Genomic DNA, 26,123 nt, shown 5'->3' on the forward strand with positions numbered 1-26,123 from the left:
TTTTTATTTTTGCTCTTTGACTGGACTTTCAGGCTGTTCATTCGGTTTTTTCACAGGCTCTTTATTTTTAAAAGAGTCCTGACTCCCTTTATCCTCATTAGATTCTTTGTGTGGTTTCGAACTATTATCATGTTTTGTCATACTTCAAACTCCTATGCACCATTTTCAAAAAATAAGATGCTTTCATCGCAACCTCTATACTATTTTTGTATTCATTCTTAAGATCTAAATTTGTGACCTCACACATCTAATTCGATATAATGCGAATGGAATGAAATATATAAGTCACCACGCACGCCCAATCTTTAGGTTAAATTTAAGAATGCTGATGCGAGTTCAACCTTTTGCATCAAATGATGGTGTAAATCCATATTTAAATAACACCCATTTTGTTGTTTCTATTTGTGCTAAATTGCAACAATACCTGAGGAAAGATGAATGAACAAACCCATCATCATGTTCGACATGGATGGAACCCTACTCGATCTTGCTTTTGACGATTTAATTTGGAATCACAAACTCCCTGAGCGACATGCCAAAACTCATCAAATCAGTTTAGAACAGAGCAATCAAATTCTATTTAAATTTTATCAAGATCATAAGCACACGCTCGATTGGTATTCTACGCGCTTTTGGACAGCCAAAGTCGGCGTTGATACCTTTCAGCTTCAACACGATCACAAAGAATTCATCAAGCCGAGACAGGGATGCATTGCGTTATTATCAAGCCTTAAGCAAGCTGGATACCGAATGTGGTTAGTCACCAATGCTGATGAAAGAGGTTTGGCATTGAAAATGAATCAAGTTGACCTCACCTCTTATTTTGAAGTGATGATCAGTAGCGAAACGATCGGTTTTGCTAAAGAGCGTTTTGAATTTTGGGATCAATTACAGCAAATGCACCCATTTGAACCTCGTCACTGCGTTCTCGTTGATGATACTGCAGTAGTACTCGAAGGTGCTAAATCTTTTGGTATTGAGCATCTAATCACAATTACCCAACCATCTAGCGCTCAACCTGAGCGCGAAAGGTCTAAACTTCAGTATCCTGCAATCAATGATCTAAGATCATTAATCCCCTATTTAGACCAAATTAACCATGAGAAAGAAATGAATGTCAAAACAGCATGAAACTAAAATCACAGATTCAATGCGAATTGATAAGTGGCTTTGGGCAGCACGCTTTTTTAAAACCCGCTCAATTGCCAAGGCAGCAATTGAAGGTGGTAAAGTTCATCATAACAATGATCGCGTTAAAGTTTCCAGAGAAGTACGTGTAGGAATGGAGTTAACGATTCAGCAGGGATTTGAAAAGAAAACCGTCATTGTGAAAGCATTATCGTCTGTTCGAGGTGGTGCGCCCGCTGCACAATTACTCTATGAAGAAACTGAAGTCAGTATCGCGCGTCGTGAGTTGCTTTCTGCACAAAGAAAATTGCATAATCTTGCACGACCAGATCATCGACCAAGCAAAAAAGATCGTCGTGATATTACAAGATTCCGTCAACAAAATGGTCAGCAATATGACGAAGTTTGGTCATACGATGATGAATAAGTTAAAGCGACAAATATTGTCGTTTTGAAGTTTAAAATTATAGAACAGTCCTATTTTTTCTGTCACTATAAATGCCGTGGACATTAGACTTAATTAAAGACATCCACTTAAGTTATCAGTGATTTACATCGTTTTGAGGTTATGAGATGGATGATAATAAAAGCAAAGCACTGAGTGCTGCTTTAAGCCAAATTGAAAAACAATTTGGTAAAAATACGGTAATGCGCCTTGGTGACAATACTGTTCAAGCTGTAGAAGCTGTATCTACAGGCTCTCTTACATTGGATATCGCACTAGGTATTGGTGGTTTACCTAAAGGCCGTATTATTGAAATTTATGGTCCAGAATCATCAGGTAAAACCACCATGACACTTCAAGCGATTGCGCAATGTCAAAAAGCTGGTGGTACTTGTGCATTTATCGATGCTGAGCATGCTTTAGATCCTCAATATGCTCGCAAACTTGGTGTAGATATCGATAACTTATTGGTGTCACAACCTGATCACGGTGAACAAGCACTAGAAATTGCAGATATGCTGGTACGGTCTGGCGCTATCGACTTAATTGTTGTCGATTCTGTAGCAGCCTTAACTCCTAAAGCCGAAATTGAAGGTGAAATGGGTGACTCTCATATGGGTCTACAAGCACGCTTGATGAGCCAAGCATTGCGTAAAATTACAGGTAATGCAAAGCGCTCCAACTGCATGGTGATCTTCATTAACCAAATTCGTATGAAAATTGGTGTCATGTTTGGAAGTCCAGAAACCACTACTGGTGGTAATGCGCTCAAATTCTATGCTTCTGTACGTTTAGACATTCGCCGTATTGGTCAAGTAAAAGAAGGTGATGAAATAGTTGGTTCTGAAACACGCGTTAAAGTGGTGAAGAACAAAATGGCACCTCCTTTCCGTGAAGCATTATTCCAAATCATGTACGGTAAAGGTACAAATCAGCTTGCTGAATTGGTCGATCTCGCTGTACAACAAGAACTTGTTCAAAAAGCTGGTGCTTGGTATTCATACCAAGGCAACAAGATTGGACAAGGTAAGAACAACGTGATTCGTCACCTTGAGGAAAATCCTCAACTTGCACAAGATCTTGATCGCATGATTCGTGAACAGTTGTTAACCACAGCGACACCAGCCCCAACTGAAGAAAATGACGAAGAAGCAGATTTATTTGAAGTATAATTTTTCAAAAATTTGAAATCGAAGCGCCCAAATTATGGGCGCTTTTGCTTAAGAGCATGGATTTAAAATGTCAGAGAAGTTTCCCAAGTTCATTCATTATGAGGACTTAAAATCAATAATGAATGAAGATGAACCTCAACATCTCATCAATGATCAACACTCGTCTAATCAATACCTCGCCAATCAAGCACCAGATGAATGTGATTTAGATGACACTCATTCATCAGTTCTAGCACAGAATAAAGGCTTAACAGGGACTCGTTTGAGATCGTATGCATTTGCAGTCTTAACTCGCAAAGAATACTCAAAAAAAGACTTAATTGATAAACTTGCTTTGTATGCACAAAATAAGGAAGAGGTTTTGAGCTTAGTTGATGAGCTAGCACGAGAAAATTATCAAAGTGATGCTCGCGTTGCAGAAATGACGGTACGTAGCCAATTACGCAAAGGAAAAGGTCCAAATCGAATAAAGCTAGCGCTTAAAAGCAAACACGTTGATAAAGCCTTGGCTGAACCAGAAATGGAAGAAATAGATTGGTATGAACAAGCATACTTATTGAAAGTCAAAAAATATGGCTATGAAGTTGCTCAGGACGCAAAACTAAAAGCAAAACAAATTCGCTTTTTACAATATAGAGGCTTTGAAATGGATGCGATTATGAAAGCTATAAAACGAAAAGAGAATGAAGAATAAGAGATAAAATTATTATAATGGTGGCAACCCTACTAGCAAAACTCCGGCACATCATAGTTCTGATACCGTTGCTACCTTCCGGTCCTGGCGGGGTTTTCAGAGTACAATTGCGAAGCCACCAGCAGGGCTACCATTGCAAGAACAGAGTATAGAGATTTTTAACGATCTTGCAAGACCATAATGGGCTTTAAAGGCACTAAAAAAGTTCAAGTGAATATTTACTAATCTATTAACAACAAACTTGATATTTTTCATTTAAATAACTTCAACTTAAATTTCTTCATTTATACAGTTTCATTGTAAATTTATATTGATTTTAAATGCTATGACGTTTTAAATGATCTGATTATTAAGAATTGAAAATACTCAAAGTTCAAATTTGAGTATGGATACAAATGGAATAATGAACATGCTCAATAAGCGTACTTTTCTTGCACTAGCATTGATGAGCTCAACATCAGTTTTTGCCAATATTCCTATCGAATCAAAAGGATTAAGCCAAAATTCAAGTTTGAACCAAACAGCAGTCGCAGTGAATAACACCGCTACCGCTCCTACCAACACCAGTTGGCAACTTATCCAACAGAATCAACGCTTAGAAAATCAAATTCGTGCACTTCAAGGCAAATTAGAAGAACAAGAACATCAAATTAATCAACTGACCAACGAATTAAAAAATCGCTATACAGATCTAGATCAAAGATTAGAACTCCTTCAACAAAAAATTGATCCTGTGGAGGAGTCCAATGCCGAAGATCCTAATGCTGCACCACCCGCTCCCAATGAGCCAACTGCACCAAGCACTAGCACTAACTCAAATACCACAGCATCACAAAATGCAACGAACTTGAATCATACCAACCAACAAGAACTGGATAAAGCAGCTTATACAGTTGCCTTAGATGCATACAAACAAGGTGGCGCAAAAAAAGCTATTGCACCTATGCAAAACTTTGTACGTAACAATCCAAATAGTGTGTATACAGGTAATGCCTATTTTTGGTTAGCTGAGTTCAATTTAGCAATTGAACCACCCAATTATGAAGAAGCAAGAAAACACTATGAAACTGTCGCTTCGAAGTTTCCAAATTCAGGGAAAGCAGCGCGATCTTTATATCAGCTATATAGCATCGCGAAAGATGTAAATAAAAATGTTCAAACTGCTGAAATTTACAAAAATAAATTATTAAGCACATATCCTGACTCAGAAGAAGCTGGATATTTCAAAAAAAGTTAAATAAAAAAGACATCATAAGATGTCTTTTTTTTATGCTAGCAAAAGCCCTTAACGAACAATACCGCGCTTAGATTCATTCAGAGAGTCTATAAGGAGCTGTGCTTCAGAAACATTTGGTAAAATTTCAGCAGTAATCTGCTCAATGGCTTGTTGTGTCGTCAGACCACTCTTATAAATCAACTTAAATGATTCTCGCAAACCATTGATTACATCTTTGGACCAACCCTTACGACGCATACCTTCTACATTCATTCCAAATGCATGCGCCGGATTACCAGACACCATCACATAAGCAGGAACATCCTTCAAAATCAATGATGCTCCACCAATCATGCTGTATGAGTCGATCTTACAGAATTGATGAATACCTGAGTTACCGCCGACAACAACAAAGTCACCAACATGCACATGACCTGCGACACCAACATTGTTTGCAAAAATGTTGTTATTACCCACCACACAGTCATGCGCAATATGCGTATTCACCATTAAAAGATTATTACTACCAATTTTAGTAATACTTTGATCCTGCACTGTACCGCGATGCAGACTGCAATGCTCACGAATTTTGTTGTTGTCACCAATCTCAAGCCAAGTTTCTTCACCAGCATACTTAAGATCCTGACACACCTCACCCACACTTGCAAACTGGAAAATTTCGTTTGATTTACCGATGCGAGTATATCCACCAACCACCACATGAGAGTGTAATACTGTCCCACTATCAATCGTCACATGAGGACCAATAATCGAGTAAGGACCAACTTTTACATCAGAAGCAATTGTTGCCGTAGGATCAATAATTGCTGTAGGGTGGATTAAATCACTGTTACTCATGCTTGCTCTAATTTCTGATGAGAAATAATAATTTCAGCTGTCGCTGCAATTACACCATCAACGCTCGCACTACAAAGATACTTGTAAATACCACGTTTCTGCATTACAAGCTCTGATTTTAACACGAGTTGATCACCAGGAACGACTTGTTTTTTAAAACGAACTTTTTCAGCGCCAGCGAAAAGAAAAAGTGAACCCGGTTTGGGTTTTTCATTGTTCATAATAAAGCCAAGAACGCCAGAAATTTGTGCCATCGCCTCAACGATTAAGACACCCGGCATGATTGGATAACCTGGAAAATGACCTTGCATAAACTCTTCATTTATGGAGACATTTTTAAATCCGACAATTCCATTCTCAGTCACCTCTGTAACACGGTCTACCAATAGAAATGGATAACGATGCGGCAAATATTCACGAATTGTTTGAATATTCATCGGCAATTCAGGAATTGAAAAAGATAAAGTAGACTCTGTCATATTATTTACGCAATTTTAAAGTTGATTCGATTGACTCTAACTGAGCCTGCATATCATCTATTTGTTTGACTAATTTGGTCAATGGCACATCTGCTAATTGTCTTAGACGAACAACCGTTCGTTTCCAGCGAGAATTTTCGAGTAATCCCATTCCTGAAGAATATGTCCCAGCTTCTAAAATGCTACCTGTGACCATTGACATTCCTGTTAGCGTCACATTATCTACAATTTTTAGATGCCCTGAGATACCACAAGCACCTGCAAGGATACAGTTTTTGCCAATCACAGTACTGCCCGCAATACCACATTTTGCAGCAATCGCAGTATTTTCACCGATTTGAACGTTGTGTGCGACTTGCACAAGATTATCAATAATCACACCATCATGAAGTATAGTGTCATCCAAAGCGCCACGATCAATACTACAGTTAGAACCAATTCTGACATCATTTCCAATTTGAACAGACCCGAGTTGAGCAATTCGGTTCCACTTACCTTGATAAGGAGCAAAGCCAAAACCCTCTCCTCCAATTACGGTATTCGCATGGATACGAACACGTTTAGCAATTTTAGATCGACCCGTAATCGTGACATGCGAATCAATGAAACAATCCTCACCGATTTCAACATACTCATCAATTTTAGTTTGCGAATGAATTACTGTATTTGAACCAATCACGGCATGTGGGCCAACTACAACGTAATGACCAATGTATACATTATCTCCAATCATAGCACTCGGATCGATTACTGCGGTGGCCTCGATTCCACGTTGCACAGTTTTAGATTCGAACACATGAGTTAAAATCGCGAAAGCAAGATACGGATTTTGTACGACAATAAAATTATTATGCTGATTAAGCTGAGCCTGCATCTCAGAAGTGACAATTAACGCACCTGCTTGAGATGAAATCGCTTCGTCTAAATACTTATCAGAATTTACAAAAGAAATTTGGTTTGAGTTCGCTTGAGTTAAACTTGCAAGACCCTCTAGCAACAGATCTGCATCACCAATGACTTGGCCTTGTACAAGTTTGGCCAAGTGATCGAGACGAAATTGATTTGATTTCATTGACTATTTGATTGCATTAACCTTTTGAATCATTTTAGCAGTTAAATCGTATTTTGGGTCATATGCCAAGGCAGCATTTTTATTTAAAACTAAATCAAGATTATTTTCTTTGCGCAATTGTTCAGCAACTTGTTTAATTCTTGAGTCAAAAACTTTATTTGTATTTTGAATGGTACTTTGAACACGTGATTGAACAGTCTGTTGCAAAGATTGAAATTCGTTCATCTTCGTTTGATATTGAGAGGATAGTTGCTGGGCATTCGATTGATTGGCTTGAGCTGATTTAGCCAAAGCTTCAATTTCTTTACCTAACTGTTCCAACTTTACCGTTTGCGGTTTAATTGTCTGCTCAAGCTGAGCATTCTGCTGCTTTAAATACGTGCTATTTTCTACCACTTTTTCTAAATCGATTACCCCATATCCTGCTGCATGTGCAAAGCCAACTACAGATGTGAGTAAAGCCGTTGATATCATTGTTTTAAATATATTCATTATTATTCCTTTTAAGGCAAAAGGCCGTACTAGAAAGTACGACCAATTTCAAATTGAACAGACTTAGTTTCATCACCAGGCTTATCATTCAGTGGGTACGCATAGCTTAATGATAGTGGACCAATCATCGTAATCCATGTGAAGCCTACACCAACACTATAACGCATATTTCCGGCATCGAAGCCAAAGTTATCTTTACAGTACTGTCTAGCATCGAATGCCGTCGGATTGGTTGCGCCAAAATAAATATTTCCAGTAGGTACGTCACATTGAGTGTCGAACACTTGAGCACCTTCTGCAAAAATAACAGGACGGACCTGTCGCGCCCAGTCGCCTTTAAAAGGAACTGGTAAGATTAATTCAGTGCCAAATTGAACTAATGCATTACCCCCCACCTCTTCAGGGTTTCTATCTTCTCTAGTTAGAGCAGCATCTGTAATACTCGGATATTTTGGACCTAATGTACTATTATCGTAACCACGAACAGATCCATAACCACCAGCGTAATAGTTTTTATAGAATGGTAAATCATTACCGAAACCTACCTTACCATAACCACGCCATACAAAATCCTTTCCTAAAGGAATAAAGGCTTGAGTATCGTATGTTACCTTCTGATATTCAACATCACTACCCGGCAATGCAATCTCTGCATTAACACGATGAGACATACCCGACGTTGGGAAGCGTGGATTATTTAATGTGTTATAAGACCAACCTAAATTTAAACTATAAGTAAAGAAATCACCTTTAAACTCATTACCGTACTCAACTTCAGGTTCAGAGCAAGGTTCATAACCAATTACATTACCGTTATCATCTTTAATTGGCTCTAAGTCGACTGGACAATACTTACCAGTACTTGTTTCCCTACCACCATTGGCAAGTAAATAATCACGTACATAAGTAGAAACAAATGGACCAGTCGTTACTTCAGTTTGATCAATATTAATACCAGCACTTAAGCTCTGATTCTCATCAATTGGGTAACCAAAGCTCAGACCACCACCGAAGCTATCTGTAACATAATTGTTAACGTTATAGTCTTCGTCTAATTTCGTCTTACGATAATAGAGATTGTAACCACGGCTGACACCATCAATTGTAAAGTATGGATCAGTAACACTTAGGTTATAATAATCTTGTGTCTCAGAACGAGAAAGATCAATCGCTACACGGTTACCTGTACCTAAGAAGTTAGTTTGACTTAAGCCTGCTTGGAATGTGATACCACCATTTTGCGAATAACCAACAGCTAAAGTACTTGATCCTGAGTGTTGTTCTTCAACAGCGATATTCAAATCGATTTGATCAGGCGCTCCTGGAACACGTACCGGCTTAACATCAACTTTGCTGAAAAATCCAGTACGCATCAAACGGACTTTTGAAAGATCAATTTTTTCATTACTCGCTAATGCACCTTCCATCTGGCGCATTTCACGACGTAAAACTTCATCAGCAGTCTTGGTATTACCTGTAAAATTAATACGTCTAACCGTAACTTGCTGACCCGGATTGATGTAATAATTCAAATTAACTTTTTTTGTTTCATTGTCAATTTGAGGCACAACATTAATTTCCGCATAGTAATAACCAGCATTACCATACTTACGCTGTAATAACTGTTTTACTGCATTCACCAACTCTTGTGAGTAAGTTGCATCATCTTTATAAATCTTTAGTGCACGAAGATCTTCGTCTTTATATAAAGCATCACCTAAAAATTTGGTTTCACCAAATTTAAATTGCTCACCCTCATTCATTGAAACTTCAATGAAAATATTTTTTTTATCTTCACTGATATTCAAATTAGAGTTGATAATTTCAAAATTGATATAACCTTTATTAAGGTATAAAGCTCTTAATGCTTCAAGGCTTGCTGCCATCTTTTCACGCGCGTAGCGATCATTTCTGGAAATGACAGATAACCATCCGCTTTCCTTGACAGCAAAGACTTGCTTAATTTCATCGTCTTTAAATACAGTATTACCAATTAAATTAATTTCAAAAACTTTAGCTGGTTTACCTTCAATGAAATTAATATTGACATCTACACGGTTATTAGCTTTTGCAACAGTTTCAACCTGAATATCCGCATTGTAGCGACCTTGTTGTGAATACTGTTGTTCAAGCTCGGTTTCTAGCGTCTGAAGTGCAGATTTAGTGAGCACCTCACCTTCAGCTAGACCCATTTTCTTCAAGCCCTCTTCCAAGGCTTCTTTTGGAATGAGCTTATTACCCTTGAAATTGATTTTAGAAATAATAGGACGTTCAACGACTTTGAAAACCAGAACATCGTTTTCTTTGAAAGCTTGAATATCATCAAACGAATTAGAGGCATACAACGCACGGATCGCATTCGCAATCACTGGATCATTAATGCGATCCCCAGCATTCACCGGTAACATTGCGAGTACATTAGCTTGCGTTAGTCGAACTAATCCATCAACACGCACATCCCGCGCGATAAACTCGTCTGCTGCATATACTTGTTGTACTGCTGCCATTGCGCTAACGAGTGCCAATGGCATAAATAAATGTTTGTGCTGCATGCCTATTGTTTTCCAGTAAGTTAATTATCCATCTATAACGCTTATAAACGCATAAAATCATTAAATATTGCGAGAAACATCATACTTCCCAGCAACACCATACCAATTTTTAATCCAACCAATTGTATTTGTTCAGAAACAGGTTTACCACGAATTAATTCAATTATGTAATAAACTAAATGCCCACCATCCAACATCGGAATCGGAAGCAAATTTAATATCCCCAAACTTACACTCATTAATGCCATAAATGAAATGAAAGTTTGCCACCCCATTTCAGCACTTTGACCTGCAACTTTAGCGATCGTAATTGGACCCGAGAGATTATCCAAGCCAATCAATCCACGAATCATTTTGACAATTGAGCCAAGGATCATAGAAGATAATTGACCCGTTTTTTCAACCGCAACCACAAAAGCTTCCGCTGGATTATATTGAATTGTATGCTTATATTCAGCAGGAATATTGATCTGATCAGATTGAGCTTGCACTCCCAACATTCCTGTCGTATTGCCCATATTGTCACGCTTTCCTTGCGGCATGACCTTTAATTGAACAATCTCGCCTTGACGCATCACTTCAATATTCAATAGTTTTTCTGGTGATTTTTGTACTATATCAACAACTTCAAACCAATCGTTAATTTTTTTATTATCAATCGCGACAATTACATCACCTTCTTTCATCCCTTGGCGTATAGCAGCACCATCTTCAGATAATTTATGAACAACTGGTTGAATATGAGGTCGATATGGTAAAAACCCCAAGACATCCAAAGGTGATTGAGACTGATCTTTTAGAAATTGCTGAATCGGTAAATTAAAAGTTTGTACCTGACCATCACGATCAGCTTGAATTTGAATCGTACCAGTTTCACCTACGCGATCAATCAGCGCATAATTCAATTTTTCCCAAGTTGGCGTCGCAGTTTCATCCACTGCTATGATTTTATCACCAGAACGCATCTCTACTTGTGCGGCTGGCGTATTTTCAATCACTTTACCAACTCGAGTGTTTAATTGTTCCTGAGCTGGTAAGAACAGAATCCAAAACAGTAAAACAGCAAAAATTAAATTAACAAGTGGTCCCGCAGCAACGATTGCAATTCGTTTTAAAGGGGATTGCCGATTAAACGCATAAGGTAAATCTTCTGCACTTACATTACCTTCACGCTCATCTAGCATTTTTACATAACCACCTAAAGGTAATGCAGAGAGCTGATATTGAATGCCTGACTTTTTAGAGGTCCACTTTAGAACTGTTGGACCAAATCCAATTGAATACACAAGAACCTTAACGCCAAGTTTTCGTGCTACCCAGTAATGTCCAAATTCATGAATTGCAATCAATGGACCTAGAAGCAAAATAGCCGCGACGATAATGAAAAGTATATTCATCTTAGGTACTCAGTGAATTCGTGAGTTGAATAGCATAACGACGTGAAAGCGAATCAGTCTCTAGGATTAGCTCTAAAGAATCAGCATTTGAATTTTGAATATGGTTCAAAGTTGATTCAACAACTTTAGGAATATCTAAAAATTTGATTTTATTTTTTAAAAATGCTTCAACCGCGATTTCGTTTGCAGCATTTAAGATCGCAGGGGCCAATCCTCCAGATTTCATTGCTTCACGAGCCAATTGCAGCGCTGGAAAGCGCACAGTATCAGGCTGCTTAAAATTAAGCGTATCGTTTACAAATAAATCTAGCGGAGGAACATGTGTTTCAATCCGATTTGGCCATGCAAATGCATGTGCAATCGGCGTACACATATCAGGATTACCCATTTGAGCCAAAGTACTACCATCAACATACTGAACCATTGAGTGAATAATACTTTGTGGGTGCACAACCACTGTAACAAAATGTTCTTGAATTGAAAATAAATGACAGGCCTCGATCAACTCGAGACCTTTGTTCATTAGCGTTGCCGAATCAACTGATATCTTCTGCCCCATAGACCAATTAGGGTGCTTACAAGCCTGTGCAGGTGTCACCTTACTGAGCTCATCTAGCGTATGATGCAAAAATGGCCCCCCAGAAGCAGTCAACAAAATTTGTGAAACACCTAACTGGGGTTTACCACCTGTATCTAATTGTAAATAATTTTGAGGCAGGCACTGAAATATTGCGTTATGTTCAGAATCTACAGGTAATAATAAGGCTTTATTCTCTTTAGCGGCCTTCATCATGATGTCACCAGACATCACCAACGATTCTTTATTTGCTAGAAGAACACGCTTACCCGCTTGAACAGCAGCGAGTGTTGGCAACAATCCCGCTGCACCCACTATGGCCGCCATCACAATATCCACCTGTGGATGCTCAGCAACAGCGATCAAACCAGATTCATCAGAGAGAATTTCGGTTGAAGTGATATTTTTTAATTTGAAAAATTGATGTAGTTCATCCACTTTCGCCGCAGGTACAACAGCATACTGTGGATGATACTGTTGACATATTTCGCTTAACTGCTCTACACGACTAAATGCAGATACCGCAAAAACATTGTACTTCTCTGGATGTCGATCAATGACTTTTAAGGTACTTTGTCCAATTGAACCTGTTACACCTAATATACATACTGATTGAGACATCTATAAATCTACACCAACAAGTTTTAAAACAAATATTCCCGCAGCAAAAATAGGTGCGGCAGCAAGCAATGAATCAATGCGATCTAATACACCACCATGACCAGGCAAAATACGACCTGAATCCTTAATGCCTGCACGGCGCTTAATCATTGATTCAAATAAATCACCTTGTACTGAACTAAATACTGTCAGCACAGATAGAAGTAAAAATAGAATGTGCTCTACTGCGGTTAAATCTAAATAGTTAAATTGTACAAACAAGATAACAATAATTACGGTAATTACACCACCGATCAGCCCTTCGATAGATTTATTCGGGCTAACCTCTGGCGCAAGTTTTCGCTTACCAAGTTTCCTACCTACAAAATAAGCACCACTATCTGCACCCCACACCAAGAGGAATAAATACATGAGCCACCAAGGTGAACTTGTCCAGACTTCATATATTGCTGATACTGCAGCACTGATAATCACAACACCGATCAAATTCAGTGAAGTGTTATACCAAGCATCATAAAGAGGATATTGTTTAACCCAGTAAATGGTAATAATCCAAGTGATAATCGAAGCACTCCATAACAGCAGTGCTAGATCATCAAAATAAAGTGCAATAGCAGAAAATACAGCAGTGATTACACCAAAGCATCCTGCTTTAAACTTATTCACTTGTTCAGTTTGACGAGGCATGAGTTTAAACCACTCATAGCCTGCCCCCCCGGCAGCGATAATCATTAACGCTAACATTGGATAAATGGACGTAGTCGCAAACATACAGCTCAAGACTACAGCCACTAAAATCAATGCGGTAATTATCCGCTCTAACATTATTAGTTCTCTATTTTCTCTTGTTGGACCTGCTCAGAAGTTTTTCCAAAGCGCCTTTCTCGCCCTAAAAACACACCAAAGGCATGATCCAATTCTTCTGTTGTGAATTCTGGCCACAACGTCTCAGTAAAATACAACTCAGCATATGCAGATTGCCATAATAAAAAATTAGACAACCGATAATCACCACCAGTACGAATCAATAAATCGACTGGAGGTAAGTCACCTAAACTGACATGCTGAGCAAACAAATCAACATCAACTTGATCAACATCAATTTTTTGTTCTTTGACGAGTTGTGCGATTGTTTTAGCAGTTTGTGCGATATCCCACATTCCGCCATAACTCACAGCAATTGTGAGCGTCATTTCTGTGAAAGTAGCAGTCCTTTGTTCTGCTTGCAACATTAATTGTTGCAATTCTGGCGTCAAACGAGAGCGATCCCCAATGAATCTTAGCCCAATTTGGAACTTAATCATTCGAGGAATTTGTTCATTAATCGTCTCTTCCAACAGTTTCATGAGCAAATCAACTTCGTATTGAGGTCGATTCCAGTTTTCACTTGAGAAGGCATAGACAGTAAGTGCTTTCACACCCACTTTACGACAATGTTCTACAATCGGATCAAGGACATTTTTTCCTTCACGGTGTCCATCACCTTTTTGTAGATGTTTCTTTTTTGCAAAACGATTGTTGCCATCCATAATGATGGCAACATGTTGTGGCAGAAGCTCTGCTGAGATGGTCATTATATAGCTTAGACCTTCATCAACTCTGCTTCTTTTGCTGCTAAACGCTTTTCAACTTCAGCAACAAATTTATCTGTGATCTTTTGGATTTCATCGCCCGCACGACGCTCATCATCTTCAGAAATTTCTTTTTCTTTCAACAATGCTTTAATATCACCCAATACATCACGGCGAATATTACGAATCGCAACTTTTGCATTTTCAGCTTCGTTACGTGCTACTTTTTGCATATCACGACGTGTTTCTTCAGTTAATGCCGCCATTGGAACACGAATTGAATCAGCAGTAATTGGGTTCAAACCTAAATCTGACTCACGAATTGCTTTATCAATTGCAGCAACCATAGTGCGCTCGAAAGGTTGAACAAGTAATGTACGCGAATCTTCAACACCAATGTTAGCAACTTGGTTTAATGGCACATCAGAGCCATAGTAAGGAACCATTACGCCATTAAGAATTGATGGATGTGCACGACCTGTACGAACTTTAGCAAAACCATGCTCTAATGAGTCCAATGATTTATTCATGCGCTCTTCAGCATCTTTTTTAAGATCGTTAATCATGTGATCTTCCTTACCTAATTCTCAAAATTTAAATCAAAATAGTGTTTAGTATAAATAGCTTTGAAAGCCACGTACATCAATTAGTAACGTGAGTACCTTCTTTTTCACCCATAACCACTGACAATAACGCACCTGATTTATTCATATCGAATACTTGAAGTGGAACATTGTGGTCACGACATAAGCAAATCGCAGTTAAATCCATTACACCAAGCTTCTCATCTAAGACTTGGTCGAATGTTAATGCATCATATTTAACAGCATCTTCATATTTGCTTGGATCTTTATTGTAGACACCATCTACCTTCGTCGCTTTGAGAATTAAGTTAGCCTCAATCTCAATACCACGTAAGCATGCAGCCGTATCTGTCGTAAAGAATGGATTACCAGTACCCGCCACAAACACACAAACTTCACCATTATTTAAATGACGAATCGCATCACGGCTAGAATATGATTCTACAACTGTACCGATTGGTAATGCTGACATTAAACGGGTTTTAATATTACGACGTACCAATGCATCTCGTAGCGCCAAACCGTTCATCACAGTTGCTAGCATACCCATTTGATCACCTGTTACGCGACCAACCAACCCATCTTGCTGTAATTGGCTACCACGATAAAGGTTACCACCACCCACAACGATACCAACTTGCACACCTAGACCAACCAAGTGAGCAATAGATAAAGACATTTGATCAAGCACTTGTGCATCGATACCCATATCTTTATTGCCTGCTAGCGCTTCACCCGAAAGTTTTAGCAGAATACGACCAAAGCGTGGTTTTTTAGAATCTAACATTACAAACTCCAATATCCGAATTCATTTATATGTATTACTTCAAACAATTATGCGGTTTTAATTTCAATCAATTCTGCATAAAGGTCGTATTCATCCGCATCAGTGATTTTAACAACCAGTAAATCACCTGCTTTAATCATGCTCTTATCAATATCTTCCACAAAGACATTTCCATCAATTTCAGGGGCATCTGCATAAGAACGCGCCACTGCAACTGGAAACTCTTCTTCTAGATCATCAACCAGCACAGTCATGGTTTGACCAATACGCTTTTGTAATTTTGCAGCAGAAATTTCTTGCTGAACCTGCATAAAGCGTTCGTAGCGTTCCTGTTTAATTTCTTCAGGCACATGATCTGGCAGATCATTTGCAGTTGCACCTTCAACTGGAGAGTATGTAAAACAACCAACGCGATCGAGCTGAGCTTCTTTCAACCAATCTAGAAGTTGCACGAAATCTTCTTCAGTTTCACCCGGGAAGCCAACAACAAATGTTGAACGAATGACTAAATCAGGACACTTTTCACGCCAAACTTTTAAACGCTCTAGCGTGTTTTCACTATGCGCTGGACGCTTCATCAGTTTTAAAATTTTAGGGCTAGCGTGTTGGAATGGAATATCTAAGTAAGGCAAGATCTTACCCTGTGCCATCAAATCGATAACTGCATCAACATGTGGATATGGGTAGACATAATGCAGACGCACCCAAATACCCAATTGACCTAATGCTTCACACATATCATAGAACTTAGTTTTTACAGGCTGACCATTCCAAAAATCAAGCTTGTATTTTGTATCTACACCATATGCCGAAGTATCTTGAGAAATAACCAAGACTTCCTTTACACCAGATCGTTTTAAAGCCGCCGCTTCTTCTAATACAGAACCAACTGGGCGAGATACGAGATCGCCACGCATACTTGGAATAATACAAAAGGTACAACGGTGGTTACAGCCTTCAGATATCTTCAAATATGCATAATGTTTTGGTGTTAATCGAATACCTTGTTCTGGCACAAGATCAATAAAAGGATTGTGCTTAGGAGGCTCAGGAACATATTGATGCACAGCTTCCATTACTTCTTGATAAGCTGCTGCACCAGTAACTTTAAGTACGTTTGGATGCATTTGACGAATTTTTTCTTCATCTTTACCCAAACAACCTGTTACGATGACGCGACCGTTCGCACTCATCGCCTCGCCAATCGCGTCTAATGACTCTTGTACTGCAGATTCAATAAAACCACAGGTATTAACAACAACTAAATCAGCACCGTCATAATCCGACGCTACATCATAACCTTCAGTTTTTAACTGAGTAAGAATTCGCTCGGAATCTACCAATGCCTTAGGACAACCTAAAGAAACAAAACCGACTTTGGGGGATTTCATGAATCTGCGCTCCACTAGAATCCGCGTATTGTATGTCTTTTCAATTCATAAAAACAGTTGAAAACCCCACTCTTTGCATAACGCACCAAAATATTCCCATAAATTTTAAAAAATATTGCAATCGCACCAATATGATGCATTATTAAATAAACCTAACTTTACATGAATGCTTTGCAAACGCTTCGCACATTTTTTCTTAATAAATGCGTTCATTTTAGTTGTATTTAACGATTTCAAACAAAGTTGGCTCATATTTTGCTTTATTTGGGGACGTTAAAATTAAATAACTCCCTCTTTGTGAGCAGTGATGGAAAAACACATAGATGCAATTGCTCTATTTTAAGACAGGATTTTGAGGTTAATGAATCAACAACCAACGATTGATTACCGTTTACTCGTAGACAACTTGAGCACTGCGATACTTTTAGTCGATAGTGAATTAAATATTTTTTATTTAAATTCCTCATGTGAAGCACTCTTTGATATCAGCTTATTAAGAGCATCAGGTCAATCTGTGCTCAGTATTTTACAATCTCCAGGTGATTCATTTAACACAGAAGAAGCACTCACGAATACATTACTCACGGGGCAAGCTTATACCCGCCGTGAAGCGACTATTATTGTGAACTTTAAAGATGTACATGTTGACTATTCTGTTGCCCAACTTAACACTGGCAAAATTTATCACCCCCTCCTTCTGATTGAACTCAATCCAATTGATCGAATGTTGAAAATTTCTAAAGAAGAAAATTTTATTCAACAACATCAGGTCGCACGCCAATTAATCAGAGGTGTCGCGCACGAGATTAAGAATCCATTAGGGGGCATACGTGGCGCAACTCAATTATTGGCACGTAGTTTAAATGACCCTGAATATAAAGAATTTACGGACATTATTATTAGTGAAGTAGATCGCCTGAGAAATCTTGCTGACACAATGCTCGGCTCTCGGCAGTTACCAAGCTATGAACCTGTAAATGTTCACGAGCCTTTGGAGCGTGTTCGTTCGTTAATTGTGAATCAAACAAAAAAGAAAATTAAAATTACTCGTGATTATGATCTTTCCTTACCTGATGTTGAAGCAGATCGGGATCAACTTATTCAAGTGATGTTGAACATCAGTGTAAATGCTGTTCAGGCCATGACTGAAAACAAAGAGTTTTTTCAAGACACTCAACCTGAATTAACCCTCCGTACACGTATTCATCGCCTTGTCACGATTAACGGAACTTTACATCGCTCAACTGTTCGAATTGATATCGAAGATAACGGCCCTGGTGTTCCAGAGGAAATTTTAGAGTCCGTATTTTATCCATTAGTCACAGGGCGTGCTAAAGGAACAGGCTTAGGTCTGAGCATCGCGCAAAATATTATGCATCAACACAATGGAATGATTGAATGCCAATCTGTTCCGGGCAAAACCGTATTTAGTCTTTATATACCTTGGGAGTTAAACCATGTCGCGAAATAAAATTTGGGTAATAGATGACGATCGCGCCATGCGTTGGGTTCTAGAAAAAACATTTAAAGAAGAAGGTTTAGATGTTACCAGTTTCGAAGAGGCTCAATCTGCACTGGATCAGTTACTTGATGATACACCTGATGTAATTTTGACTGATATACGTATGCCAGGAATTGATGGTCTTACCTTTCTCGCTAAAGTCAAAGGTCATTATCCTGATCTACCTGTGATCATCATGACGGCGCATTCGGATCTAGAGTCAGCGGTATCAAGCTATCAAACGGGTGCTTTTGAATATTTACCAAAACCATTTGATATTGATGAGGCTTTAGCACTTGTCAATCGTGCCATCATGCACATTAATAAGCTCCAACAACAAGAATCTGCGAAATCAACCGTACAGCCAATTCAATCAACCGAGATCATTGGAGAATCTCCTGCAATGCAGGAAGTCTTCCGAGCAATTGGACGTTTGTCGCAATCACACATTACGGTATTAATTAATGGTGAGTCAGGTACAGGTAAAGAGTTAGTCGCTCATGCATTGCATCGTCATTCACCACGTAGCAGCAAGCCATTTATTGCGCTTAATATGGCTGCCATTCCGAAAGATTTGATTGAAACTGAATTATTTGGTCATGAAAAAGGTGCATTCACTGGCGCTAATACTCAGCGACAAGGTCGTTTTGAGCAAGCCAATGGCGGTACATTATTCCTTGATGAAATTGGGGACATGCCATTCGAAACCCAAACGCGTTTATTGCGTGTTTTAGCTGATGGCGAGTTTTATCGCGTCGGTGGACACATTCCAGTGCGTGTTGATGTCCGCATTGTCGCTGCGACTCACCAAGATCTAGAAAAATTAGTACATGATGGACGCTTCCGTGAGGATCTTTATCATCGTCTGAATGTAATTCGTATTCATATTCCTAAACTTGCTCACCGCTCGGAAGACATTCCGATGCTCGCACAACACTTTCTCGCACGAGCAGGTAAAGAACTTGGTGTAAGTCCAAAGATTTTACGTACAGAAACTATTGAATACATGAAACAGTTGCCTTGGCAAGGTAATGTACGTCAACTTGAAAACACATGTCGCTGGCTGACAGTGATGATTACTGGAAGAGAGGTTTACCCAGAAGATCTTCCTTCTGAGTTAAAACAACTACCAATCCAAAAATTTGATGATCCAAATCATCCACACAATCAAGCAGATCGTATCGCTATTCAGCATTGGGATGAGTTGCTTAGTCAGTGGGCTGTACAAAAACTCAAAAATGGCGAAATGAAATTATTGGATATCGCCACGCCTATGTTTGAACGCACCTTAATTAATGCTGCACTACAACAAACTCGAGGAAGAAAACGCCATGCTGCTGAGCTTTTAGGTTGGGGTCGCAATACCTTGACTCGTAAGCTAAAAGAATTAGGAATGGATACTGCTGAAGATGATGAAGATGAAGTTGTAAGCACTACTGCCGAGTAAACTTCTAGATTTAGGTTAATCAACACAATTGATTAACCTATTCTTCATCATAATTCTAAAATTTTAAATCATGCTCAATATAAAATACAAAAAGATGAGTCCAAATGAACAATAATCACTTAAAGCATAAAACTTATCTAGGTATCATCTTCTGCCTTATTTCTTCACCCTCCTTTGCCACAGTCGGCGGTCCGGAGACAATAGAAGTACTAGGTTCAGATATTAAAGATCAGAAAATATATTATTTACGCCATTACCATGATGAATCTGGTCGACCACCAACACTTTATTATTATTTGCTCAACAGCAGAAACCCACATAAAGCGATTGAGGTTCAATCCATTTATACCCCATTAAATAGCAGAAATCACATTACTGAAACTCAGCATACGCTTCGCAAAATTCAAAGTATTCAAGCTCGCCTTGTTAAACCAGCGCCATTAAGCCCTAAGACTGCTAACCTAAAATTAAATAAACAAAGAGAACAGACTGGAAATTTTTGGTTAAACGTGCCTGAAATTAAAGTAAGTAAATTCCAATCTCAGGTACAACTCAGCCAAAGTTCTAAACCTTCAATGTATAAAAGCCAACAATTCGAGAATATTCGATATCATCGTAATTTACCTCAGATCAAAAAACTTTACGCATTTCCTAACACTTTCCCCAATTATCGCGTTGCAGTTATTAGTTATATGGGTATTCCTACTGAAACAGGCTACGAAAAACAAGATGCCATTTTACTCAGCTCAACAAAATAAAAAGCTCCCGAAGGAGCTTTTTTTATGCTTTTCAAGCACGTTGTTCAATTGGTACAACTTTGCGCAATTCAGGTCCTGTGTAATCCGCACTTGGGCGAATAATACGGTTGTCCGCACGTTGCTCCATCACATGTGCCGCCCATCCTGTTACACGAGACATCACAAAAATTGGCGTGAATAGTTTCGTTGGTATACCCATAAAGTGATAAGCAGAAGCATGGAAGAAATCAGCATTACAGAATAATTTTTTCTCTCGCCACATGACTTCTTCACAACGTACTGATACTGGATATAAAACAGTATCTCCTACATCCTTAGCCAAACGCTCAGACCATACCTTAATAATCCCATTACGTGGATCATTGTCTTTGTAAATTGCATGACCAAAGCCCATGATTTTTTCTTTGCGTTCGAGCATACCCAGCATTTCGCGCTCAGCTTCTTCAGGAGATTTCCATTGCTCAATCATATCCATTGCCGCTTCATTTGCACCGCCATGCAGTGGACCACGCAAAGAACCAATCGCACCTGTAATACACGAATGTAAATCTGATAACGTCGAAGCACACACACGTGCCGTAAATGTTGAAGCGTTAAATTCATGTTCTGCATAGAGAATTAAAGAAACATTCATGACTTGTTCATGCAATTCATTAGGTTTTTCGCCACGCAATAAATGCAAGAATTGAGCACCAATTGAGTCGTCATCAGTATTTTCTTCGATACGAACACCATCATGGCTATATCGATACCAATAACAAATAATGGCTGGCAATGTTGCCAAAATACGATCAGCTATATCTTGCTGTTCACCAAAGGACTGTTCTGTTTCTAAGTTACCCAACATAGAAACACCTGTACGCATAACATCCATAGGATGTGAATCTGCTGGGATACGTTCAAGCACTTCTTTTAATGCTTGCGGTAACGCTCTCAGTGATTTTAGTTTTGCTTTATAGTCCGCAAGTTGTTGCGCCGTAGGTAGTTCACCAAAGAAAATTAAATATGCAACTTCTTCAAATTGGCAATTTTCCGCCAAATCCTGAACATCATAACCACGATATGTTAAGCCTGCACCACTTTTCCCAACGGTTGAAAGTGCTGTTTTACCTGCGACTTGTCCACGCAATCCTGCGCCAGTCAATACTTTTCCTTCAGCCATTTTTTTATTTCTCCTGAGTGAATAGCTTATCTAGTGTATTTTCGAAAGTATGATAATCAAGGAACTCGTATAATTCTTTTCGTTGTTGCATTTTATCAATAACATTCACTTGCGTGCCGTCTTTACGAATTGAATGCATCACTTCTAATGCTGCTTTCTGCATCGCACGTGTCGCAGACAATGGGTATAACACCATTGAAATTCCCTGTTCTGCTAGCTCTTCGGTCGTATAATAAGGGGTATCACCAAATTCAGTGATATTCGCTAGCACAGGCACACCAACAGCATCACAGACTGTTTTATACATCGTTATGTCAGTCATCGCTTCCGCAAAAATAGCATCAGCTCCAGCTTCAACACATGCACATGCACGATCAATGACAGCTTGAAGCCCTTCTTTTTGCAGTGCATCCGTACGTGCCATGACCACGAAATTAGAATCAGTTTTTGCATCAACAGCAGCCTTAATACGGTCTACCATTTCTTGTTGTGACACAATTTCTTTATTCGGACGATGTCCGCAGCGTTTTTGCGCAACTTGGTCTTCAATATGAACTGCAGCAGCTCCAGCAGCGATCATTTGCTTGATACTTCGTGCAATATTAAATGCACCGCCCCAACCTGTATCAATATCCACAAGCAAAGGCGTATCTACACGTTCAGTGATACGACGAACATCTTCAAGCACATTATCTAAACTCGTCATTCCCAAATCAGGAAGACCATAGGAATAGTTTGCAACACCTGCGCCTGATAGATAAATTGCTTTATAGCCAACTTGTTTTGCCATCATTGCTGCATATGCATTTACAGTTCCGATGATTTGTAATGGCTTTTCCACTTCTAATGCTTGTCTAAATCTTAAGCCTGCAGACGATTGTTCTGTCATATTCCTTTCCACAGTGTTTACTATAATTATCGAGTTTTTAGTATATCTATAAATTTAGTTTGATATATGACCTTTTAGTATTTTTGCTCTAAAACTTTAGTCATATAAAAATGAATTATCATTCATTTTTTGATTTTGTTATTATTTTGAGTGTCAGGCGTTAAGTGCTTTAATTTGTTATACTCCATCTTCAATTTCATTTTCGCTATTGTTACTGCATGCAACATCCATTTCCGCATATTGAAACTTCTGGTTGTGATATGCCCCATACTCGCCGTGGTCAAGAACGACGTTTAGCATTATTGCTAAGCGCCAATACGCTATTCTTGGAACGTGGCTACGATGCTGTGTCTTTGGATGATATTGTTCAACATGCTGGAGGCTCCAAAGCATCTATTTATAAATATTTTGGCGGCAAAGAAGGCCTTTTTACTGCTATATGTGATTATCGACGTGAACTCTTTTTTAAAGATATCTGTGTTGCATATGATCCAGATCATGGCGATTTTAGATCTTATCTGATACATACACTACTTAACTTTCATCGCCACATTAAAAAAGAAGATCACACTGCCTTTATGCGCCTCGTGATTGAGCAATCCCAAAAAAATCCAGAACTTGCTCTTTATTTGCACGAAAAAGGCCCTAAACATATCCAGTTAGCGATCGCAAATGCATTAGAAAATGCGCATAAACTTGGTGTGTTAAAATGTGAAAATCCTTTATTTTCTGCTCAATTATATTTTGGAATCTTAAGAAATTTAGAATGGAAGATTTTAATGGGGATACCAGTACTTGAAACCGATCAAGAAACCATCGAATACATCAGCTATTCTGTCGATCGCTTCCTAGATGGGCACCAAAAAGTCTAGTTTTTTTGCAATTCTCTTTACATATAGTATATTAGTCGATTCTCGTTTTTTTCATCAACCAACAATTATTGGTCGTCTCACTCACTATTTTGACGAAACAATGATTGTGGAGTAACCATGGCTCTACGACATTTTCTTACTTTACGTGACCTTTCAACTGCAGAATTAAATCGCATTATTGATCGTGCTATAGAATTAAAACGCATGCAGCATAATCATGAAGTCTACCAACCCTTTGTTGGTAAAGTAATGGGAATGATTTTTGAAAAATCGAGCACACGTACCCGTGTTTCTTTTGAAGCGGGTATGACCCAATTTGGTGGTAGTGCAATCTTCCTTTCGTCCCGCGATACACAATTAGGTCGCGGCGAACCGATTGAAGACTCAGCTCGCGTTATTTCAAGCATGCTTGATATTGTGATGATTCGTACTTTTGGCCACGATATTGTCACTCGTTTTGCAGAATATTCTAAAGTCCCAGTTATTAATGCACTGACCGATGATCACCACCCTTGCCAATTGCTTGCTGATGTTCAAACATTCGTAGAACACCGTGGCGCTATCCAAGGCAAAACCGTTGCATGGATTGGTGATGGTAATAATATGTGTAACTCATATATCGAAGCTGCACATATGTGGGGCTTTAAGCTCAAGATTGCATCACCAAAAGGTTATGAACCAAAACTTGAATTTCTCTCTGAATTCGCGCACTGCGCCGAAGTTGTAGACTCTGCTGAAGATGCTGCAGTGAATGCTGACCTTATCGTTACTGATGTTTGGGCCAGCATGGGACAAGAAGAAGAGCAAAAAATTCGTGAAAAAGCTTTTGCTGATTTTCAAGTCAATGAACGTCTAATGGATCTTGCTCATCCAGACTGTTTATTTATGCACTGCTTGCCTGCCCATCGCGGTGAAGAAATTTCAGAAAATATGCTCGATCATAAAAATGCTGTGGTATGGGATGAAGCTGAAAACCGCCTTCACGCTCAAAAAGCACTTGTTGAGTTCCTCATCAATGAAAGCTTAAAAAAAGATTAATTTCATCCACTAAAAAAGCACCCTCGGGTGCTTTTTTATTTTCTAAATCTTAATGATCATCTTTTAAATATTTAGGTTCTTTTGGAAGTTGCCAACTACAAAAGAAACATACGATTAAAATAATGATCACGTAAATAAAAAATGAATTTTCAATTCCTGCGGCCTTAAACTGCAAGGCAACAGAAGGTGCAGAACCACCAAATACAGCATTACCTATCGCATAAGAGAAACCTACACCCAACGCACGAACATGCGGAGGAAACATTTCAGCTTTTACAATCCCACCAATAGAGGTATACAAACTAAGCAATAGCATAAGGAAAATCAGAAGCATCGCTACAATGAATGGAGTTTCGCTGAAATATCTCATCCCGATTGCCATGACTGGGTAGATAAATATAGCCATTAGACCACTAAATAACAGCATAGAATTTCTGCGACCAATACGATCTGATAATGCACCAAAGAATGGTTGTGCCACCATGAGTACAAAAATACAGGCTGTCATCATCAACCCTACCGTTTTAGGGTCTATTCCAATATTGGTAAGGTAAGTTTTTGAGTAAACTGTAATCACATAGAAACTAAGAGAGCCTGCTGAAGTATAACCAACTACCAATAGGAAAGTTTTCCAGTGATTTTTAAAAAGCTCACGAAGTGTACCAGAATCTTCTTTGTCACTTTCATCACTAGATAAAGTCTCTTCTAATCTACTTCTCGCTAATAAAGATAAAATTGCTGCAACACCACCAATAATAAATGGAATTCGCCATCCCCCATCATAAAGCTGCTGTTCAGACATAAATGCTAAGAATATTACACCCAATAAACTTGCAAGGAGTTGACCACCCGTGAGCGTTACGTATTGAAATGATGAAAAAAAGCCACGTTGACCTTTTAAACCCAATTCACTCATATAAGTCGCCACAGCACCATATTCACCACCAACGGATAAGCCTTGAAGCAATCGAACCATTAATAATAAAAACGGTGCAGCCATACCTACTTGTTCATACGTTGGTAATGCTGCGAACATGAAAGAACTTATAGCCATCAATATAATCGAGATGACCATTGATTTTTTTCGACCGTGTTTATCTGCAATTCGACCAAAAAGCCAACTACCGATAGGCCGCATAAAAAAGCTTGCTGCAAATACACCCCACACATAGATGGCTTGGGTAGAACTATCCATATCTGGCGCAGTTAAAGCTTGGGTAAAATATACAGCAAATACTGCATAAATATAAAAATCGAACCATTCAACTAAATTACCTGAAGCTGCACCAATAATTCCTTTGATACGGCTGGTTTTTTCTTGCTTGGAATATGTTGTAGACAAATGAAAAATCCTTATTCTAATTACATCGTTTATTGTCGAATAATGATGAAACTCTGAAGTATTTCAAAATTATAGGCG

At 38.7% G+C, this 26,123-nt stretch carries 26 protein-coding genes and 1 other RNA gene; 10 read left to right on the plus strand and 17 right to left on the minus strand.

Annotated features, from left to right (window positions below):
- Nucleotides 1-3: 3 nt before the first annotated feature.
- Nucleotides 4-141 (minus strand): hypothetical protein, encoded by a 138-nt coding sequence (locus FTV17_RS02790; protein WP_179998085.1) that lies wholly within the window; start codon nucleotides 139-141, stop codon nucleotides 4-6.
- Nucleotides 142-438: 297 nt separating this feature from the next.
- Here FTV17_RS02790 and FTV17_RS02795 point away from each other — a divergent pair, with 297 nt between their 5' ends.
- The 4 genes from FTV17_RS02795 to FTV17_RS02810 all read left to right on the plus strand — a co-directional run bounded on the left by FTV17_RS02795 (nucleotide 439) and on the right by FTV17_RS02810 (nucleotide 3,439).
- Nucleotides 439-1,131, plus strand: coding sequence for an HAD-IA family hydrolase (locus tag FTV17_RS02795; RefSeq protein ID WP_179998086.1), 693 nt, complete (start codon nucleotides 439-441; stop codon nucleotides 1,129-1,131).
- Nucleotides 1,115-1,555, plus strand: coding sequence for an RNA-binding S4 domain-containing protein (locus FTV17_RS02800; RefSeq protein WP_179998087.1), 441 nt, complete (start codon nucleotides 1,115-1,117; stop codon nucleotides 1,553-1,555). The genes FTV17_RS02795 and FTV17_RS02800 overlap by 17 nt, the downstream gene beginning before the upstream one ends.
- Nucleotides 1,556-1,701: 146 nt before the next feature.
- A complete protein-coding gene (recA, locus tag FTV17_RS02805; protein ID WP_035263652.1) occupies nucleotides 1,702-2,745 on the plus strand; it encodes a recombinase RecA in 1,044 nt (347 codons plus the stop codon).
- 118 nt (nucleotides 2,746-2,863) lie between these two features.
- Nucleotides 2,864-3,439, plus strand: coding sequence for a regulatory protein RecX (locus FTV17_RS02810; protein WP_373687179.1), 576 nt, complete (start codon nucleotides 2,864-2,866; stop codon nucleotides 3,437-3,439).
- A 27-nt stretch (nucleotides 3,440-3,466) separates the two neighbouring features.
- Here FTV17_RS02810 and ffs read toward each other — a convergent pair.
- Nucleotides 3,467-3,563, minus strand: an RNA gene (gene ffs / locus FTV17_RS02815) — signal recognition particle sRNA small type.
- 285 nt (nucleotides 3,564-3,848) lie between these two features.
- Here ffs and FTV17_RS02820 point away from each other — a divergent pair.
- A complete protein-coding gene (locus tag FTV17_RS02820; protein WP_179998089.1) occupies nucleotides 3,849-4,676 on the plus strand; it encodes a YbgF trimerization domain-containing protein in 828 nt (275 codons plus the stop codon).
- A gap of 48 nt (nucleotides 4,677-4,724) precedes the next feature.
- Here FTV17_RS02820 and lpxA read toward each other — a convergent pair whose 3' ends face one another.
- From lpxA to rimO, 12 genes are all read right to left on the minus strand, one after another.
- A complete protein-coding gene (gene lpxA / locus FTV17_RS02825) occupies nucleotides 4,725-5,513 on the minus strand; it encodes an acyl-ACP--UDP-N-acetylglucosamine O-acyltransferase (protein WP_179998090.1) in 789 nt (262 codons plus the stop codon).
- Nucleotides 5,510-5,992, minus strand: a complete 483-nt coding sequence (gene fabZ, locus FTV17_RS02830; protein ID WP_035263658.1) for a 3-hydroxyacyl-ACP dehydratase FabZ — start codon at nucleotides 5,990-5,992, stop codon at nucleotides 5,510-5,512. The genes lpxA and fabZ overlap by 4 nt, the downstream gene beginning before the upstream one ends.
- Nucleotide 5,993: 1 nt before the next feature.
- The gene (gene lpxD / locus FTV17_RS02835; RefSeq protein WP_092766345.1) at nucleotides 5,994-7,064 is read right to left on the minus strand and encodes a UDP-3-O-(3-hydroxymyristoyl)glucosamine N-acyltransferase; all 1,071 of its coding nucleotides are present in this window, start codon (nucleotides 7,062-7,064) and stop codon (nucleotides 5,994-5,996) included.
- 3 nt (nucleotides 7,065-7,067) lie between these two features.
- Entirely contained in the window at nucleotides 7,068-7,556 is a 489-nt protein-coding gene (locus FTV17_RS02840) for an OmpH family outer membrane protein (RefSeq protein ID WP_179998091.1), read from the minus strand.
- A 29-nt stretch (nucleotides 7,557-7,585) separates the two neighbouring features.
- Nucleotides 7,586-10,108: an outer membrane protein assembly factor BamA gene (bamA, locus tag FTV17_RS02845; RefSeq protein WP_179998092.1), complete on the minus strand. Its 2,523-nt coding sequence runs from the start codon at nucleotides 10,106-10,108 to the stop codon at nucleotides 7,586-7,588.
- 41 nt (nucleotides 10,109-10,149) lie between these two features.
- On the minus strand, nucleotides 10,150-11,505 hold the full coding sequence (gene rseP / locus FTV17_RS02850; protein ID WP_179998093.1) for an RIP metalloprotease RseP: 1,356 nt from the start codon (nucleotides 11,503-11,505) through the stop codon (nucleotides 10,150-10,152).
- Between the two features lies 1 nt (nucleotide 11,506).
- Nucleotides 11,507-12,703: a 1-deoxy-D-xylulose-5-phosphate reductoisomerase gene (gene ispC, locus FTV17_RS02855; RefSeq protein ID WP_179998094.1), complete on the minus strand. Its 1,197-nt coding sequence runs from the start codon at nucleotides 12,701-12,703 to the stop codon at nucleotides 11,507-11,509.
- Nucleotides 12,704-13,528, minus strand: coding sequence for a phosphatidate cytidylyltransferase (locus FTV17_RS02860; protein ID WP_179998095.1), 825 nt, complete (start codon nucleotides 13,526-13,528; stop codon nucleotides 12,704-12,706).
- 2 nt (nucleotides 13,529-13,530) lie between these two features.
- The gene (uppS, locus tag FTV17_RS02865; RefSeq protein WP_179998096.1) at nucleotides 13,531-14,277 is read right to left on the minus strand and encodes a polyprenyl diphosphate synthase; all 747 of its coding nucleotides are present in this window, start codon (nucleotides 14,275-14,277) and stop codon (nucleotides 13,531-13,533) included.
- Nucleotides 14,278-14,285: 8 nt separating this feature from the next.
- A complete protein-coding gene (frr, locus tag FTV17_RS02870; RefSeq protein WP_035263669.1) occupies nucleotides 14,286-14,840 on the minus strand; it encodes a ribosome recycling factor in 555 nt (184 codons plus the stop codon).
- Between the two features lie 76 nt (nucleotides 14,841-14,916).
- Complete coding sequence (pyrH, locus tag FTV17_RS02875; RefSeq protein ID WP_035263670.1) at nucleotides 14,917-15,645, minus strand: UMP kinase; 729 nt, start codon at nucleotides 15,643-15,645, stop codon at nucleotides 14,917-14,919.
- 47 nt (nucleotides 15,646-15,692) lie between these two features.
- Nucleotides 15,693-17,036, minus strand: coding sequence for a 30S ribosomal protein S12 methylthiotransferase RimO (gene rimO / locus FTV17_RS02880; RefSeq protein WP_179998097.1), 1,344 nt, complete (start codon nucleotides 17,034-17,036; stop codon nucleotides 15,693-15,695).
- A gap of 361 nt (nucleotides 17,037-17,397) precedes the next feature.
- Here rimO and glnL point away from each other — a divergent pair, with 361 nt between their 5' ends.
- From glnL to FTV17_RS02895, 3 genes are all read left to right on the plus strand, one after another.
- Nucleotides 17,398-18,507 carry a nitrogen regulation protein NR(II) gene (gene glnL, locus FTV17_RS02885; RefSeq protein ID WP_179998098.1) on the plus strand — a complete coding sequence of 370 codons (1,110 nt, stop codon included), beginning with the start codon at nucleotides 17,398-17,400 and terminating at the stop codon, nucleotides 18,505-18,507.
- Nucleotides 18,494-19,984, plus strand: coding sequence for a nitrogen regulation protein NR(I) (gene glnG, locus FTV17_RS02890; protein ID WP_179998099.1), 1,491 nt, complete (start codon nucleotides 18,494-18,496; stop codon nucleotides 19,982-19,984). Before glnL ends, glnG begins: the two co-directional genes overlap by 14 nt.
- Before the next feature lie 104 nt (nucleotides 19,985-20,088).
- Complete coding sequence (locus FTV17_RS02895; protein ID WP_179998100.1) at nucleotides 20,089-20,742, plus strand: aminotransferase; 654 nt, start codon at nucleotides 20,089-20,091, stop codon at nucleotides 20,740-20,742.
- A gap of 31 nt (nucleotides 20,743-20,773) precedes the next feature.
- Here the strand turns inward: FTV17_RS02895 and prpC are convergent, their stop codons facing one another.
- Together prpC and prpB are read right to left on the minus strand one after the other, a co-directional pair.
- Nucleotides 20,774-21,904: a 2-methylcitrate synthase gene (prpC, locus tag FTV17_RS02900; protein ID WP_092766353.1), complete on the minus strand. Its 1,131-nt coding sequence runs from the start codon at nucleotides 21,902-21,904 to the stop codon at nucleotides 20,774-20,776.
- A gap of 4 nt (nucleotides 21,905-21,908) precedes the next feature.
- Complete coding sequence (gene prpB / locus FTV17_RS02905) at nucleotides 21,909-22,793, minus strand: methylisocitrate lyase (protein WP_035263679.1); 885 nt, start codon at nucleotides 22,791-22,793, stop codon at nucleotides 21,909-21,911.
- A 218-nt stretch (nucleotides 22,794-23,011) separates the two neighbouring features.
- On the opposite strand from prpB, the gene FTV17_RS02910 reads away from it, so the two are divergent.
- Nucleotides 23,012-23,665: a TetR/AcrR family transcriptional regulator gene (locus FTV17_RS02910; RefSeq protein WP_092766355.1), complete on the plus strand. Its 654-nt coding sequence runs from the start codon at nucleotides 23,012-23,014 to the stop codon at nucleotides 23,663-23,665.
- 117 nt (nucleotides 23,666-23,782) lie between these two features.
- Nucleotides 23,783-24,703, plus strand: coding sequence for an ornithine carbamoyltransferase (gene argF / locus FTV17_RS02915; protein WP_179998101.1), 921 nt, complete (start codon nucleotides 23,783-23,785; stop codon nucleotides 24,701-24,703).
- A 49-nt stretch (nucleotides 24,704-24,752) separates the two neighbouring features.
- Here argF and FTV17_RS02920 read toward each other — a convergent pair whose 3' ends face one another.
- Nucleotides 24,753-26,045: an MFS transporter gene (locus FTV17_RS02920; protein WP_092766357.1), complete on the minus strand. Its 1,293-nt coding sequence runs from the start codon at nucleotides 26,043-26,045 to the stop codon at nucleotides 24,753-24,755.
- Nucleotides 26,046-26,123: the final 78 nt, after the last annotated feature.

Source organism: Acinetobacter sp. YH12239 (genome assembly GCF_013417635.1).
In the GTDB taxonomy this organism is placed as follows: Bacteria; Pseudomonadota; Gammaproteobacteria; order Pseudomonadales; family Moraxellaceae; genus Acinetobacter.